Genomic DNA, 13,651 nt, shown 5'->3' with positions numbered 1-13,651 from the left:
GAGGACGAGGCTCCTGCCGAGTTGGCTGAGGCCATGGGCCGCCGCACGGCCTGCGATCGCGCGCAACAATTCCGGGACAAGGTGTCCAGGTCGTCCAGGCCAACGTTTCACCGCGCCAGGGCGAGCCTCTCCGCCCTGGTGCGGCTTGTGCTCAGTTGGGGACGCCGCCGCGTGGCGAGGCGGGGGCCGACGCCGTACCGCCGGAGTCGCCGCCCGAGCCGCTCGAATCCTCGAGGATGGACCCGGTGCCGTACGGCCTGGCTTCCTGGTGGTCCAGGAGCCAACGAGCCTTGGGGTCGAAGACCCGAACCTTGACGCGCTGGCCGCCCCTCCCCGACGCGACGGTGGTCCCGCCGTTGTTGTGCTGGGAGAAGACCTCGCCGGTCGCGTAGTTGAAGAAGCCCAGCCAGTGGTGGTCCAGGCCCATGCCGAATGGGGGCTTGTACTTCCAGTCCATGGCGCCGAAGACGGCCTTGTGCACGGGGGCGGCGTGGAAGGCCAGGAGGATGATCGACATGGCGACGCAGGACGTGGCCAGCGCGAAGATCAGCCGCCCGGCGTGATAGACGGGCGTGGGGAACCGCACCATGGCGGGGGCGATCGTCTCGGTGGTCATCCGGAAGAGGAGCAGGCAGACGCAGAAGATCAGCAGCATCGCCAGCGTGTCGGAGAATCCCCAGCCGATCCCGGTGCTGTCGATGAGCTTGGCGAGGGGCTCGTAGTAGTTGAACGTGATCATGCCGCTGAAGACAACGTTGAAGAACATCAGGGCCGCGCCCCAGAGTCCCTCGCTGGAAACCACGTAGGTCATCAGCAGGATGAAGAAGCTGATGACCAGGTCGGTGATGATCTTCGTTCCCATGGACTGGATTCCCTATCTCGAATGGCCGGCCGCTCGACTGTGCCCTTGATCCCGCGAGACCGCATCGGCGTCATTTCACCACGCGCAGGAGCTCTTCGATGGAGGTCCGCCCCTGGATGACCTGCCGGAGGCCGTCCTCCTGGAGGAGCATCATGCCGTTCTTGCGGGCCTCCGCCTTGATCTTCTGGAGCGACGGATTCTCGCGGAGCATCTCGCGGATCGGCTCCGTGATGACGAGCAGCTCGTAGATGCCGGTCCGGCCGAAATAGCCCGTGCCGCCGCACTGGGGGCAGACCTGCTCGGGATTCTCGGGCCGCCGGTAGAAGACCTCGACCTTGTCGGTGGGGATGTTGGCCTTCTTGAGGAACTCCGGCTTCGGCTTGTAAGGCTCCTTGCACGACTCGCAGAGGAGCCGGACGAGCCGCTGGCCGAGGACCGCGGAGAGGGCCGACGAGATCATCGACGGCTCGACGCCCAGGTCGAGGATCCGGATCAGGGCCGTGACCGCGTCGTTGGAGTGCACCGTGGAGAAGACCATGTGGCCGGTGTTCGCCGCCTGGCAGGCGATGGTCGCCGTCTCCTGGTCGCGGATCTCGCCGATCATGATGACGTCGGGGTCCTGGCGGAGGATCGACCGCAGGCTGGTGGCGAAGGTCTGGCCGGCCTTCGTGTTCACCTCCATCTGGGTGATGTTGTCCATGTGGTACTCGATCGGGTCCTCGACCGTGATGATGTTCCGCTGGTAGCGGTCGATCTCGCGGAGCGCCGCATAGAGCGTGGTCGACTTGCCCGACCCGGTGGGGCCGCAGCAGAGGAACATCCCGTGCGGCTGGGTCACGACCGATCGCACCTGCTCGACCAGCTTCGGCCTCATGCCGAGGTCCTCGAGCTTGGTGATCGCCCCGGAGTTGTCGAGGATTCGCATGACGAGCTTCTCGCCCGCCTTGGAGCCGGACGTCGCCACGCGGAAGTCCAGGTCGCGTCCCTGCAGCTTGGCCCCGAACGAGCCGTCCTGCGGCTTCCGCTTCTCCGAGATGTCCATCGCGGAGAGGACCTTGAAGACGTTGATGACCGCGTCGCCGGTCGGCCGATCGAAGGGCTCGGCGGCGTGGAGGATGCCGTCGATCCGGTAGCGGACCGAGAGCTGCTCCGAGGTCGGCTCGAGGTGGATGTCGGTCGCTCGCCGCAGGGCCGCGTCGTAGACGAGCTCCTTGGCGGCCATGAACGACCGCGACTCCTCGGCCTTGGCCACCCGGTCCGGATCCTCCTTGCCCATGCCGGCGGTCTTGCCGATGAACGTGATCGGCGGCCCGGCCCGATCCACGGTCGTCACGTCCCGGTTGAACAGCGGCCTCATCCCGAGCTTGAGCAGCAGGCCGTTGACGACCTCGCCGAGGTGGTAGGGGGTCAGAACCTTCTGGTCGTCCGGCACCGTCTGATTTCGAATGAAGGCGTAGGTGATGACCGGGGCCAGCCAGGCGACGAGCAGGAGCGGAAGGGTGAGCGCGTAGATGGGGATCGCGAAGACCAGGATCAGCCCGAGGATCCCGGAGAAGAAGACGACGCTGTTCCAGGTGGCGAACTTGGTGTTGTTCAGGTCCTTGGTGTCGTGCTCCACCCAGTCCGTGGTCCAGGCCCAGAGGAGGTAGATCAGGACCACGGGGATGAACTTGAGGAGATTCAGGTACGATCCAAAGTAGGTCCCCCGGAAGACCGTCGGCGACTGGGCCAGAAGGGACGGGACCGGGCCGAAGTCTGCGGCCGAGGCCCCGGCGGCGACGCCGAGGAGCGCGGCCAGGGCCGTCGCGGCCACCAGGAACGGGCGAATCATGGAGCGAGCCTTTCTTGGGAGCACGACCTCGAGTCCGAGCGGCGAGGCGGGGAGAGTCAATTCTCTTCTTCCCTCTGTCGGTTGGTTCCTGGGGATGGGCGGCCCCGGGCGAGGGCAATGGGATGGATCGCCGGCCCCCGTCCCTCCGGGGGCCGGCGATCCCCATTCACCTTACAAGATACCAGGTTGAGCGATCGTAATCCCCTTGAGGGCCATTTTCAAAGCCTCGGGGCTGGGAGCGACCTCGAAGGCCGTGGCGCGCTCGACCTTCTCGGCCACCACGAGCAGCCGCAGGCTCTCGGTGAAGTCCATCATCCCTTCTTCCTTGCCGATCCGGATCGCGTCACCGAGCTTGGTGTCTTCCTCGTTGAGGATCAGCTTGCGCACGGTCGGGTTGATCCGCATGATCTCGTTGGTCGGCACGCGGGTCGTCCCCTTGGCCGTGAGCTCCTTGGTGGTCGGCAGCAGCTTCTGGGCGATGATCGCCTTGAGGTTGAACGCCAGCGACTGCCGGAGCGAGGAGTGCATGTCGCGCGGGAAGAGGTCGAGCAGACGGCCGATCGTCGAAGGGGCCGTGCCGGCGTGGATCGTCCCGAAGACGAGGTGGCCTGTCTCCGCGGCGTGCATGGCCGCGCTGAAGGTCTCGCGGTCCCGCATCTCGCCCACCAGGATCACGTCCGGGTCCTGCCGGACGGCGTGCTTCAGCGCCACGTCCCAGTCGATGACGTCGATGCCCACCTCGCGCTGGTTGATGATCGACTTGTCGTCCTTGAAGGTGTACTCGATCGGGTCCTCGACGGTCACGATGTGGAGCCGCTCGCGCTCGTTCATGTACTGGAGCATCGAGGCGATGGTCGTCGACTTGCCGGACCCGGTGACGCCCGCCAGGATGATGATCCCCTGGTCGTACTGGGTGATGTCGGCGAGCACCTGCGGCAGGTGGAGGTCTTCGAAGCTGGGGATCTTGTTGTTGACCCGCCTGGCCACCAGGCTGAGCCGCCCGCGTTGCTTGAAGAGATTCACGCGGAAGCGGGTCTCGATATCCCCGTCGTAGATGATGTGGGCGAAGTCCACGCCCCCTTCCTCGTCGAGGATCCCGCGCTGGCGGGGGGTCAGGAGCGGGTACATCAGCCGCTCCATGTCCGAGGACGTGAGCTGGGGGAGCTGCATCTGCCGAAGGACGCCGGCCAGCCGCATCGAGGGGGCGACGCCGACCTTGAGGTGGAGGTCGGAGCCCTTGTATTTCATGACCATCCGGAAGAGCTTGTTCGCCTCCGGCTCGTTGGGCATCGTCTCGACGTTCGCTTCGACCGCTGCGGTGGACATGGGCAGTCACTCCTCGACACGCGTCGCTCGATGATCAGGGTTCAGATCCGGCCGAAATCCTTGGTTGTCGACGGGGCGGCTCGCGGTCGACCTCGCGGGACGATCGTCAGTGGCGCAAGCCGGCCGGCGGGGGGTGGGCCCTCGCGTCGGGCTCGACCAGTCGGACGGGGACGCCATGCTTCGCCAGGTGGTGCTTGGTGTCGGCGATCGAGTATTCGCGATAGTGGAAGATGCTCGCCGCCAGCGCCGCGGACGCGCCGGCATCGGCCAGGGCGGCTCGCAGGTGCTCGGGATTGCCGGCCCCCCCGGAGGCCACCACGGGGACCTCCACGGCGTCGACCACCGCGGCGGTCATCTCCAGGTCGTATCCGTTCTTGGTCCCGTCGGCGTCCATGCTGGTCAGGACGATCTCGCCGGCCCCCAGCCGCTGGACCTCGCGGGCCCAGGCCACGGCCTCGAGGCCGGTCGGGATCCGGCCGCCGTTGATGTGGACCTCCCAGGCCTCCCGGCCGTCGCGCCGGACCCGCTTGGGATCGATGTTCACGACGATGCACTGGCTGCCGAACCGCCGGGCCGCCCGATGCACCAGGTCCGGGTCGCGGACCGCGGCCGAGTTGATCGAGACCTTGTCGGCCCCCGCGTTGAGCAAGGCCCGGATGTCCTCGATGGACCGGATCCCGCCGCCCACCGTCAGGGGCATGAAGCAGACCTCGGCCGTGCGGCGGACGACGTCCCAGAGGATCTCGCGCCCCTCGTGGCTGGCCGTGATGTCGAGGAAGACGAGCTCGTCCGCCCCCTCCGCGTCATACCGCGACGCGACCTCCACGGGGTCGCCCGCGTCGCGGAGGTTGAGGAAATTCGTCCCCTTCACCACGCGCCCATGGTTGACGTCGAGGCAAGGGATGATCCGCTTCGCCAGCATGCGCAGCCTCACCGTGGCGGCCCCGGCGGAAGCCCGCCCGGAACGCCCGTATCCATCTTTCCCGGCACCAGTTGCGGTCCAATTCGTCGCGTCGAAGGGCCAGCGATCCATTCTAGTCGAGCCGAGGGCGCGATCCTAGAGCCTGATGAAAGATATCGGAGAGCGCGGCCCCGACGAATCAGGCCCCCCCCGCCCGCCTCAGCGTTTGATGGCTTCCGCCTTGACGTAGAGCGCCCGCGGCGGGCTCCGGTAATAGCGAAACATCGCCGGGCAGATCCAACCTTCCATGGATGTACCCTCGAGCCGGTAGAAATTGCCCTGGGAGTCGCCGCGGAGCCAGGTCAGTGTCTTCTGGTGGCCCGGGAAGGGGTTGGCGGAGAAGAGGAGGCGGAAGCCGTCCTTCGCCCCGGGGATGTCCTTGACCAGGACGTCGATCATCTCCGGCACGCCCGCGACGAACGGCTCGCGACGGAGGCCGACCGCCGCGTCGTCGAAGACCCACGTGCCGTTATACCAGTACGGCGCGACCACCATGATCGCGTTGCTCGACGGCCCGGCCAGGATCGATGCCCGCGACAGGTACGCCCAAACTCCGGCCGCCGCGGCCAGGAGGACGGCGCCGAGGAGGAGCCGGCGCGGTTTCTTCGACGAATTCATGGCATCCACTCCCGGCGTATTGCCATCTGCTCGGGACGGGTTCCCGATTCGACATGACTCGTCGAGTCCGGAGACCAATCCATCATACAGCCCGGGGAAAGGGCCCCGTAAGGCCCGGCCCGGCCCGGCGCGTGCCTTCGAGGTCCCGGAGGGCGACGATCTTTACGAAGTCCTTCGCTGACTATTTACGAAGCTCTTCGTAATATCGGCGCGAACCTTCACCAGACTGCGGAGGCATTCCCGATGGCGAGCGGCAAGATCCCGAGGCCCACCGAGGCGGAGCTGGCGATCCTCCGGGTGCTCTGGTCCGAGGGGCCGGGCACGCTGAAGGAGATCCACGAGACCGCCTCCCGCGCCAAGCCCACGGGCTACACCACGGTGCTGAAGATCCTCCAGATCATGCTCGAGAAGGGGCTCGTGGTCCGCGACGAGTCGAGCCGGCCCCACGTCTATCGGGCGGCCCAGACCGAGTCGCGGACGCAGCGGCAGCTCGTGGGGGACCTGCTCGAGCGCGCCTTCGGGGGTTCCGCGATGAAGCTCGTGATGCAGGCGTTGTCGTCGCGCAAGACGCCGCCCCAGGAGCTGTCGCAGATCCGGGAGCTCATCGAACGACTGGAGCGAGAACGGGAGGACTGAGCGATGGACTTCACGACGATCCTCGAACGTGCCTCGGCCGGTCCGCTCGTCTTGCGGCTGGGCTGGACGCTGGTCCACTCGAGCTGGCAGCTCGCCGCCACGGCACTCGCGGCGGCGGTGGCGCTTTCGCTGCTCCGGGAGCGATCCGCGAATGCCCGCTACCTGGTCGGCTGCGCGGGCCTCGTGATCATGGCGGCCTGGCCCGCCGCGACCTTCTTCCGGCTCTGAGAGCCGGTCCCATCGTCGCGGCCTGCGGCGATGATCATCGCGAGCGATCGCGGGGAGTTGCCGAAGGTGGAGGAGCAAGGCGAACGGCCGGCCTCGTCGTCGGTCAAGGGCCTTTCGACCCGCCCCACGAACGCCCGACTCCTGGAGCGCTGGCTTCCCCCGCTGGTCGCGGCCTGGGGCCTCGGGGTGCTCTTGCTCTCGATTCGACTCCTAGGTGGCTGGCTGGCGATCCGGGGGCTCGTCCGGCGGGGCGTCCGCCCGCTCGATGGCGACCTTGAGGAGCCCCTCACGCGGCTTTGTCATCGGCTGGGCCTGCGCGGGCCCGTCCGACTGCTCGAGTCCGCGCGGGTCCAGGTGCCGATGGTCGTCGGCTGGCTGCGGCCGGTGGTCCTGCTCCCGGCGACGGCGCTCACCGGCCTCAGCTCGGATCAGCTCGCCCTGATCCTCGGCCATGAGCTGGCGCACATCCGCCGGCGGGATTTCCTGGTCAATCTGGTGCAGAGCCTGATCGAGACCCTCTTCTTCTACCATCCCGCGATCTGGTGGCTTTCGTCCCGGATCCGGGCCGAGCGCGAGAACTGCTGCGACGACGCGGCCGTCGCCTGCTGCGGCGATCGGCTCGATTACGCCAGGGCGCTCGCCGCCCTGGAGGAGCTCCGTCAGGGTATCTGGTCGCTGGCCCCCTCGGCGCGAGGCGGGACATTGCTCGGTCGAATCCGGCGGATCCTCGGGATCCGACCGACCGAGGAGGCGATGTCTCGGACCACCGCCGGGACGCTCGCCCTGACGAGCCTGCTCGCGGCCACGGCGTTCCTGCTGCTCTTCCCGGGCCATACCGCGGCCATGGCCGAAACGCGGCAATCCCGGGCGATCACCGGGACGGTCATCGACGCCGCGGGCAAGCCCGTGCCCGGGGCGGGCGTATGGATCGTCGCCGAGACGTTCCCCGGTCCGAAGGCCGTCGTCCTGGGCGAAGCCCGCACCGACGCCGACGGCCGCTACCGACTTTCCTGGGACGAGGAAATCCCCGAGGATCGCATCGTCGGCAGTCGTGGCGTCTGGGCGTTCCACGATGAGCGGGGTCTCGGTCAAGTCTCGTTGCGGACCGGCCCGGCGCGATCGGGCGTCGATCCCGGCCGGCCGGTTTCGCTCGTCCTTTCACCGGCCGCGGTAACAACCCTCCAGGTCACCGCTCCCGACGGGCGGCCGGCGGCCGAGGCCAGGGTCGCGCCCATCTCCCTGCTTGGAACTTCCATACGCCTGCCCGAGATCCTGGCCGCGCGGCTGACGACCCGGGCGGACCGCGAGGGTTCCGTGAAGGTGGTCAGCCCCGCCGGCCCGTCGATCGAGGCGATTCGCGTCGAGGTCCCCGGCCTCGGCATCCAGGAATTTCATCGTTCGAAAGGCTTCCTGGACGGCGTGGAGCTGAAGCTCGTCCCGCCGATCGCGGTGTCGGGACGCCTGACGGCGACGGATGCGGCCTCGACCCAAGCCGTGAAGCTCCGGATCGCCTCGATGACGCACCCGGTCGACGACGCCTGGGTCGCTTCCGTGGCCGAGGTGACGACCGATAGCCGGGGGGAATTCCCGGCCATCCCCATGGTGTCCAGCAGCCTCACGGCCTGGCCGTCCCTCCCGGTCGATGCGATCGACCGGCCGATCGACCTGAGCGTCAAGGAGATCCACGCCGCCGAAGGCCGGCTTCGGATCGTCGTGCCACTCGTCCGGTGGGTGAAGGTTCGGGCCACCGTCCGCGAGAAGGGGACCGGAAGGCCCGTCCAGGGAGTCGGCCTGCGGTTACATAGCCGGCTGGGCAATGCCCCGCTTCGACCGTCCCTGGCGACCACCGACGAGACCGGACGGTTCGAGGCCCTCTCACCGCCGGGGAAGCAGGTCCTCGGCTTCGTGGATGTCCCGACCGGATACATCAAACTCTCTCAGGGCATCGCGATGCCGGAGATCGTCGGCGACGGCCAGGAGTTGCCGCCGATCGAGCTCGAGCGTGGCGTCGAGCTTCGGGGACTTGTCGTGGACGAAGCCGGACAGCCTGTTGAAGGGGCGGGAGTGGTCGGAGAATGGGATCGGATCGGGCCGGGCGTGGAACAGCCGAACGGGGCCACGATGTTTCTCGGCTCCACGTTCAGCGCCACGGCGACCACGACGCTCCGCGGCGAGTTCACGCTCCGGGGCATCCACCGGGGTGCGAACGTGACGCTCGAGGCGGAGCGTGACGAGGCGAGGACCGAGGCGCCGCGGACCGCCGCCGCCGGGCTCGCCGAGCCGGTCAAGCTGGTCATCAGTGACGCCAATACGGTTTCGCTCTCCGGACGCGTGATCGACTCGATGGGTCGGCCCATGCCGGGGGCCCTGATCCGGATCTATTCGCGGGCCATGAAAAGGGACGCCCTGCCCGACATGGACCCGATTCGCTTCGAGGGGCAGCCGCCGATTCGGACCGACACGTCCGGGCGGTACGCGACGCCTCGTGGCGTGAAGCGGGGCTTCGAGTATTCCGCGCGGGCCGAGGTCGAGTCCGAGGCGGTCATGGCGGATGGCTCGCCGTGGATCGCACTCGGGCCGACCACCGCGCCGGTGCTCGGCGACATCGTCGTCCGCCGGCTCCGCAACCTGGAAGGCAAGGTCGTGGACCCCACCGGCCGGCCGATCCCCGGTGCCAAGGTCCGGCAATCCGGGGATGGACCGAAGTTCGAGGAGGTCGAGACCGACGAGGCGGGGCGATACCGGCTGACCGGCCTCTTCGCGGAGCCCGTGCTCGTCTTCGCCTCCGGGAAGGGCTACCGATTCGCGGGCCGGACGATCGAGGCCGACGCCCCGACGGCCGACATCATCCTGGAACCGGTCAACGGTCCGCCTCCCGCCGCCCTCACGAGCCTGCCGCCGGCGATCGGAATCGAACAGGAGAAGAAGCTGATCCACGTCCTGTTCGATGCCTACGCCGACCGAATCCTGAAGGACCCGAAGACGCGCGATTTCGAACGGGTCTTCCGGATCCTGGCCCAGGTGGACCTACCCCGCGCACGTGAGTTCCTGAATCACGAACTCGCGAGCGTGGACCCGAGCCAAGCCGATGGCCCGCGATGCGAGGTGGCTGAGCGGCTGTTCGGAGAGAAGCCGGACGAGGCGATCGAGATCATCGCGGCGATCCAGGATCCGGGCGTCCGATCGTATGAGTATGAGCGATTGAGCCGCCTCGTGCCCGAGACCGACGCCCCGCGCCGGCTCGCCCTGCTCGAGGAGGCGCTGGTCGCCGGTCGGGCGGACTCCGAGCCGAACTATCGCGTCCTGAGGATGGCAGACCTCGGCCGTCGCTTCCTGGACCTGGGACGTGCGGAGCTGGCGACAGGCGTGCTCCAAGAGGCGAAGGAAATGGCTCATCGCCTGCCCCGGAACTTGAACACGTCGTGGCCACGACGCCGGCTGGCGGAAGAACTCTCGCTCGTCGACCTTCCCGCGGCGATGGCGTTGATGAAGGAGACTGAGGACGACCGGGACTACGGCGCGTCGATGGGGCACATCGCTCACCGGCTGGCGGCGAAGAATCCGGCCGAGGCCGAGCGGATCGTACGGACGATGCCCGACAAGTGGCCCAACTTCCGCGATACGTACATCCAGCGCGTCTGCTACCGGATGGTCGCCGTGGATCCCGACCGGGCCATCAACCTGGCCCGGACCGTCATGACGCGGCCCAATGATAAGGCCCGGGCCTTCGGTGTGATGGCCGTCGGCCTGGTCCGGGCGAAGAAGGACCGGCAGGTCGCCTTGCAGCTCCTCGAGGAGGCCTATGACGTTCTGGAGACCGCCTCCCGCGGGGACCAGGATCAATGGGACGGCCTGGGCATGGCGTGCACGTCGGCCGCGGGCCTGCTACCGCTGGTCGAGGAAGTCGATCCGACCAAAGTGCGGGAGTACCTTTGGAGGACGCTGGCGATGCGCCCGCCCTTCCAGGGGAAGGACCCGCGTGAGGGGATTACCCTGCTGGCCAGTAGTCGTGTGGCGGCGATGGTGGCACGGTATGACAGGGACCTCGCCCGGATGTTGCTCGATCGGATGATCCGCGCGGAGCTATCCAAGCTGACCGGCGCCGCCATCGGCAATTCCGAATTCGGGGCCGAGTCCCTGATGACGGCGGCCGCCTACATCGCCCCGTATCAGACCGCCTCGCGGATCGGCGAGTTTCCGGATAGTCCGGGGCGATGGAGCCGGTCGATCCGCGGCCGGATCCGGGAGGAATTCATCACCGTGCTGGCCACCCCGCCGGGCCCCGAGCGATGGCGTCGGCTGGAGCGGAAGTTCCTCCACGTCTGGCCGATCGATGAGGAGGAAGACCACTGAACCCGGCCGGTCCGCGATGGGACGGCCGGGTTCAGACGAATCCTGGTGGAGTTGTCATGGGCGCCGGGCTCACTTCGCGCTGGCGACGATGTCATTGGCGAGCCGCTCGAGGACCTCGCGGGTGAGCTGGCAGGGGGTCCGCTCGCGGCGGCGGGTCGCCTCGTCGAAGGCGATCCGCTCCATCCGGAGGAGGCCGGAATTGAAGAGGCGGACCTCGTAGAAGGCCCGGCGGTCGTTGCGAGGGGTCGGGGCATCGCTCCGCAACTGGACCTCGCCGCCCCCGGCGTCGATCTCGAGGACCTTGAGCGGCTCGAGCAGGTAGGTCACCCGGCCGGCCAGGCGACTGCCCCAGGCATTGAGGGCCTCGGACGACCATTCGGTGCGGTCGGTCGTGTTGAATTCCAGGCTGTCGAGGGAGGCCCCGACGCTGTCGAGGGCCTGGAGGTGGAGGGTGAATCGATAGCCCGGATCCTCGGCCGTGACCGTGCACGGCAGGACGTAGGCCCGGGTGTTCTCGTCAAGCGCGGCGGCGATCCTTTGACTCGGAGTCATGTGAAGATCCTCCCAATGGGCGGATGGAGTGGTCGGTCCCGTCGAACGAAAGGAGAGTGGGGCGGCCGTCGGACACCGTCTCGATGTGCGTCGGCCGCGACCAGAGGCGGTGCAGGTGGCGGAGCGTGTCCTGGGCGTAGTCCAGCTTCAGGTCCAGCCCGAAGTGCTCGTGGACCAGGTACATCTCCCCGCGATTCCGGTAGTTGCCGTCCTTGACCCGGATGATCGGCTGGCCGAAGTTGGTCAGGTTGAAGAGGAGCCGCTCCTTGATCTTCTTGAACTCGCGGCTCTCGATCTCGTAGGTGTCGTTCTGGTCGTTGTGCTTGTAGCTGAACATCTGGTAGCGGCGGCAGAAGTCCTGGGTGAGGAACGTGTCGATGAACGTCACGTCGTTGTGGATCCGCCGGACCTCGAAGATCTTCTGGCGGCCCAGGCCGAGCTTCTTATCCCACCGCTGCTTCTCCTGGTAGTCGTCGCATTCCTCCCACTCGGGGCCGAACTGGCCCTTGTTCCACCGCTCCTCGATGTCGCGGAGCAGCTCGATGCCGAGCTTGTAAGGGTTCAGCCGCCCCGGCTGGGTGGCCATGGTGCCGGAGTGGTGATCGGCGTAGTCGAGGAGCTCCGAGGGGTGGAGGATCTTCTGGGTCATGATCGTGGAGTGCCAGAACGAGGCCCAGCCCTCGTTCATGATCTTGGTCTGGCCCTGGGGGGCGAAGTAATACGCCTCCTCGCGGACGATCGCCAGCACGTCATACTGCCAGGCCTTGAGCGGGGCGTGCTCGAGCAGGAAGAGCAGGACGTCACGCTCCGGCTGCTCCGGGAACGACATGGGCTTCTGCTTCTCCTTCTCCGCCTCCCGCCTGAGCGCCTCGGCCTTGAGGATCTCCGGCGGGTTGATGAAGGCGTCCATGTAGCCCTTGCTCTGGAACTTGCCCGAGCGGTCCTCCTCGCCGTCGTCGGGCGCGAAGTCGTAGCGGCTAATGGCGTCCCGCCGCTTGATGTGGGGAGAATAGATGTCGATCAGGTTCTCGAGCGACAGGCAGCTATCGATGAAGTTCTCGACGACGTCCTCGCCGAACCGCTCCATGTAGGACCGGATCCGGCTGCCGTGGTTGGCGGTCTCGTCCATCATCTTGCGGTTCGTCTGGCTGAACCAGATGTTGTTCTTGAAGAAGTCGTTATGCCCGCAAACGTGGGCCATGACGAGCTTCTGGTCGACGAGCTGGTTGCACCGCAGCAGGTAGGCGTAGCAGGGGTCATTGTTGATGACCATCTCGTAGATCTTCTGGAGCCCGTACCGGTAGCCCTTGGAGAGCTGCTGGTACTCCATGCCGAATCGCCAGTGCGGATACCGCGTGGGGAACCCGCCGAGCGCGGCGATCTCGGAGATCTCGTCGTAGTCGAGGACCTCGTAGATGCAGTCGTAGAAGTCGAGCCCGTAGCTCCGGGCGTGCTCCTCGGTCTCGAGCTGGATGGCCCGCAGGTCGGCCGGCAGGTTGTGGGCATTCACGATCGACATGGGTCGGGCCTCTTGGTCTCGGGATCGGTCGGGTTCGCGGGCTGGTGTGAGGGCTGCGCCGTTCAGGTCGCGCCGCCGCGGCTGCGGGGAGCGACGACCTCCGCGGACCAGCGGCGGATGTCGTCCATCCAGGCGATGATGTCCCGGCCTTTCCTCCGAATGATCCAGGAATGGACCTCGGCCGCGGTGATCCCTGGGATAGCAATGCTCACGTCGCCCCGGGCGTATGACCCGTCCGGTTGCAGGATAAGGACGAGGAGCTCTCGTCGAGTAAAGATCCACACCTCGGGGACACCGAATCGGCGGTACACCTCGATCGAATCCTCGGCGTCGTGCGACACAACGACCTCGACGACCAGGTCGGGCGGCGGATCGACGCTCAGGTCGATGGTCTCCTTCTCCAGGACGACATCTCGATGGGCGATGTAGTACGACGTATCGCCCTCGGCTCCCCCTTTCTTCTGCTCTCGACGGTAGGTGGTCGATCCCGCAGGCTCGAATTCGATACCGAGCCCGCTCAGGGCGGCCGCGACGAAATACTCCAGGTGGATCTTGAGGCTCTCGTGACGATAAGAGGGAGACACCAGCGACAGCCTCCCGTCGAGATAGACGATCCTGGGTGAGCTTCGTTCGCCCCGCATCCGAAGCATCGCCTCATAGTCGGGCCAGTCGACACGGTCCAGGATGATGCACTGATCCGTTTCGGTCCCGGCCTCGCGTTCGGGCGTCGTGACGGTCGCCATGTTTGCCCTCCACGTTCGTCGA

11 protein-coding genes are annotated in these 13,651 nt (G+C 67.1%); 3 read left to right on the top strand and 8 right to left on the bottom strand.

Features of this window, described 5'->3' with window-relative positions; translation table 11 throughout:
* Positions 1-151: 151 nt before the first annotated feature.
* From G6O54_RS26600 to G6O54_RS26580, 5 genes are all read right to left on the bottom strand, one after another.
* Positions 152-862, bottom strand: coding sequence for a CvpA family protein (locus G6O54_RS26600; RefSeq protein WP_165230125.1), 711 nt, complete (start codon positions 860-862; stop codon positions 152-154).
* Between the two features lie 70 nt (positions 863-932).
* Entirely contained in the window at positions 933-2,693 is a 1,761-nt protein-coding gene (locus G6O54_RS26595; protein WP_165230122.1) for a GspE/PulE family protein, read from the bottom strand.
* A gap of 171 nt (positions 2,694-2,864) precedes the next feature.
* On the bottom strand, positions 2,865-4,019 hold the full coding sequence (locus G6O54_RS26590) for a type IV pilus twitching motility protein PilT (RefSeq protein WP_165230119.1): 1,155 nt from the start codon (positions 4,017-4,019) through the stop codon (positions 2,865-2,867).
* A 106-nt stretch (positions 4,020-4,125) separates the two neighbouring features.
* The gene (hisF, locus tag G6O54_RS26585; RefSeq protein WP_165230116.1) at positions 4,126-4,941 is read right to left on the bottom strand and encodes an imidazole glycerol phosphate synthase subunit HisF; all 816 of its coding nucleotides are present in this window, start codon (positions 4,939-4,941) and stop codon (positions 4,126-4,128) included.
* A gap of 198 nt (positions 4,942-5,139) precedes the next feature.
* Positions 5,140-5,598 carry a DUF6717 family protein gene (locus G6O54_RS26580; protein WP_205679050.1) on the bottom strand — a complete coding sequence of 153 codons (459 nt, stop codon included), beginning with the start codon at positions 5,596-5,598 and terminating at the stop codon, positions 5,140-5,142.
* A gap of 243 nt (positions 5,599-5,841) precedes the next feature.
* Here G6O54_RS26580 and G6O54_RS26575 point away from each other — a divergent pair, with 243 nt between their 5' ends.
* The 3 genes from G6O54_RS26575 to G6O54_RS26565 all read left to right on the top strand — a co-directional run bounded on the left by G6O54_RS26575 (position 5,842) and on the right by G6O54_RS26565 (position 10,815).
* Complete coding sequence (locus G6O54_RS26575) at positions 5,842-6,234, top strand: BlaI/MecI/CopY family transcriptional regulator (protein WP_165230113.1); 393 nt, start codon at positions 5,842-5,844, stop codon at positions 6,232-6,234.
* 3 nt (positions 6,235-6,237) lie between these two features.
* The gene (locus G6O54_RS26570; RefSeq protein ID WP_165230110.1) at positions 6,238-6,462 is read left to right on the top strand and encodes a hypothetical protein; all 225 of its coding nucleotides are present in this window, start codon (positions 6,238-6,240) and stop codon (positions 6,460-6,462) included.
* 66 nt (positions 6,463-6,528) lie between these two features.
* Positions 6,529-10,815, top strand: a complete 4,287-nt coding sequence (locus tag G6O54_RS26565; protein ID WP_165230107.1) for a M56 family metallopeptidase — start codon at positions 6,529-6,531, stop codon at positions 10,813-10,815.
* A 69-nt stretch (positions 10,816-10,884) separates the two neighbouring features.
* Here the strand turns inward: G6O54_RS26565 and G6O54_RS26560 are convergent, their stop codons facing one another.
* From G6O54_RS26560 to G6O54_RS26550, 3 genes are all read right to left on the bottom strand, one after another.
* The gene (locus G6O54_RS26560) at positions 10,885-11,367 is read right to left on the bottom strand and encodes a hypothetical protein (RefSeq protein WP_165230104.1); all 483 of its coding nucleotides are present in this window, start codon (positions 11,365-11,367) and stop codon (positions 10,885-10,887) included.
* On the bottom strand, positions 11,333-12,886 hold the full coding sequence (locus G6O54_RS26555) for a SpoVR family protein (protein ID WP_165230101.1): 1,554 nt from the start codon (positions 12,884-12,886) through the stop codon (positions 11,333-11,335). The genes G6O54_RS26560 and G6O54_RS26555 overlap by 35 nt, the downstream gene beginning before the upstream one ends.
* Before the next feature lie 62 nt (positions 12,887-12,948).
* Entirely contained in the window at positions 12,949-13,629 is a 681-nt protein-coding gene (locus G6O54_RS26550; protein WP_165230098.1) for a Uma2 family endonuclease, read from the bottom strand.
* Positions 13,630-13,651: the final 22 nt, after the last annotated feature.

Origin of the sequence: Aquisphaera insulae (assembly GCF_011064615.1) — a bacterium.
GTDB lineage: Bacteria > Planctomycetota > Planctomycetia > Isosphaerales > Isosphaeraceae > Aquisphaera > Aquisphaera insulae.
Note: the sequence above shows the minus strand (reverse complement) of the source record. Positions and strands in the feature narration are given on the sequence as shown.

Bases quoted from the DNA above. Each gene is read 5' to 3' on its own strand.
- G6O54_RS26600 (WP_165230125.1), bottom strand. From the start codon at position 862: ATGGGAACGAAGATCATCACCGACCTGGTCATCAGCTTCTTCATCCTG.
- G6O54_RS26595 (WP_165230122.1), bottom strand. From the start codon at position 2,693: ATGATTCGCCCGTTCCTGGTGGCCGCGACGGCCCTGGCCGCGCTCCTC.
- G6O54_RS26590 (WP_165230119.1), bottom strand. From the start codon at position 4,019: ATGTCCACCGCAGCGGTCGAAGCGAACGTCGAGACGATGCCCAACGAG.
- hisF (WP_165230116.1), bottom strand. From the start codon at position 4,941: ATGCTGGCGAAGCGGATCATCCCTTGCCTCGACGTCAACCATGGGCGC.
- G6O54_RS26580 (WP_205679050.1), bottom strand. From the start codon at position 5,598: ATGAATTCGTCGAAGAAACCGCGCCGGCTCCTCCTCGGCGCCGTCCTC.
- G6O54_RS26575 (WP_165230113.1), top strand. From the start codon at position 5,842: ATGGCGAGCGGCAAGATCCCGAGGCCCACCGAGGCGGAGCTGGCGATC.
- G6O54_RS26570 (WP_165230110.1), top strand. From the start codon at position 6,238: ATGGACTTCACGACGATCCTCGAACGTGCCTCGGCCGGTCCGCTCGTC.
- G6O54_RS26560 (WP_165230104.1), bottom strand. From the start codon at position 11,367: ATGACTCCGAGTCAAAGGATCGCCGCCGCGCTTGACGAGAACACCCGG.
- G6O54_RS26555 (WP_165230101.1), bottom strand. From the start codon at position 12,886: ATGTCGATCGTGAATGCCCACAACCTGCCGGCCGACCTGCGGGCCATC.
- G6O54_RS26550 (WP_165230098.1), bottom strand. From the start codon at position 13,629: ATGGCGACCGTCACGACGCCCGAACGCGAGGCCGGGACCGAAACGGAT.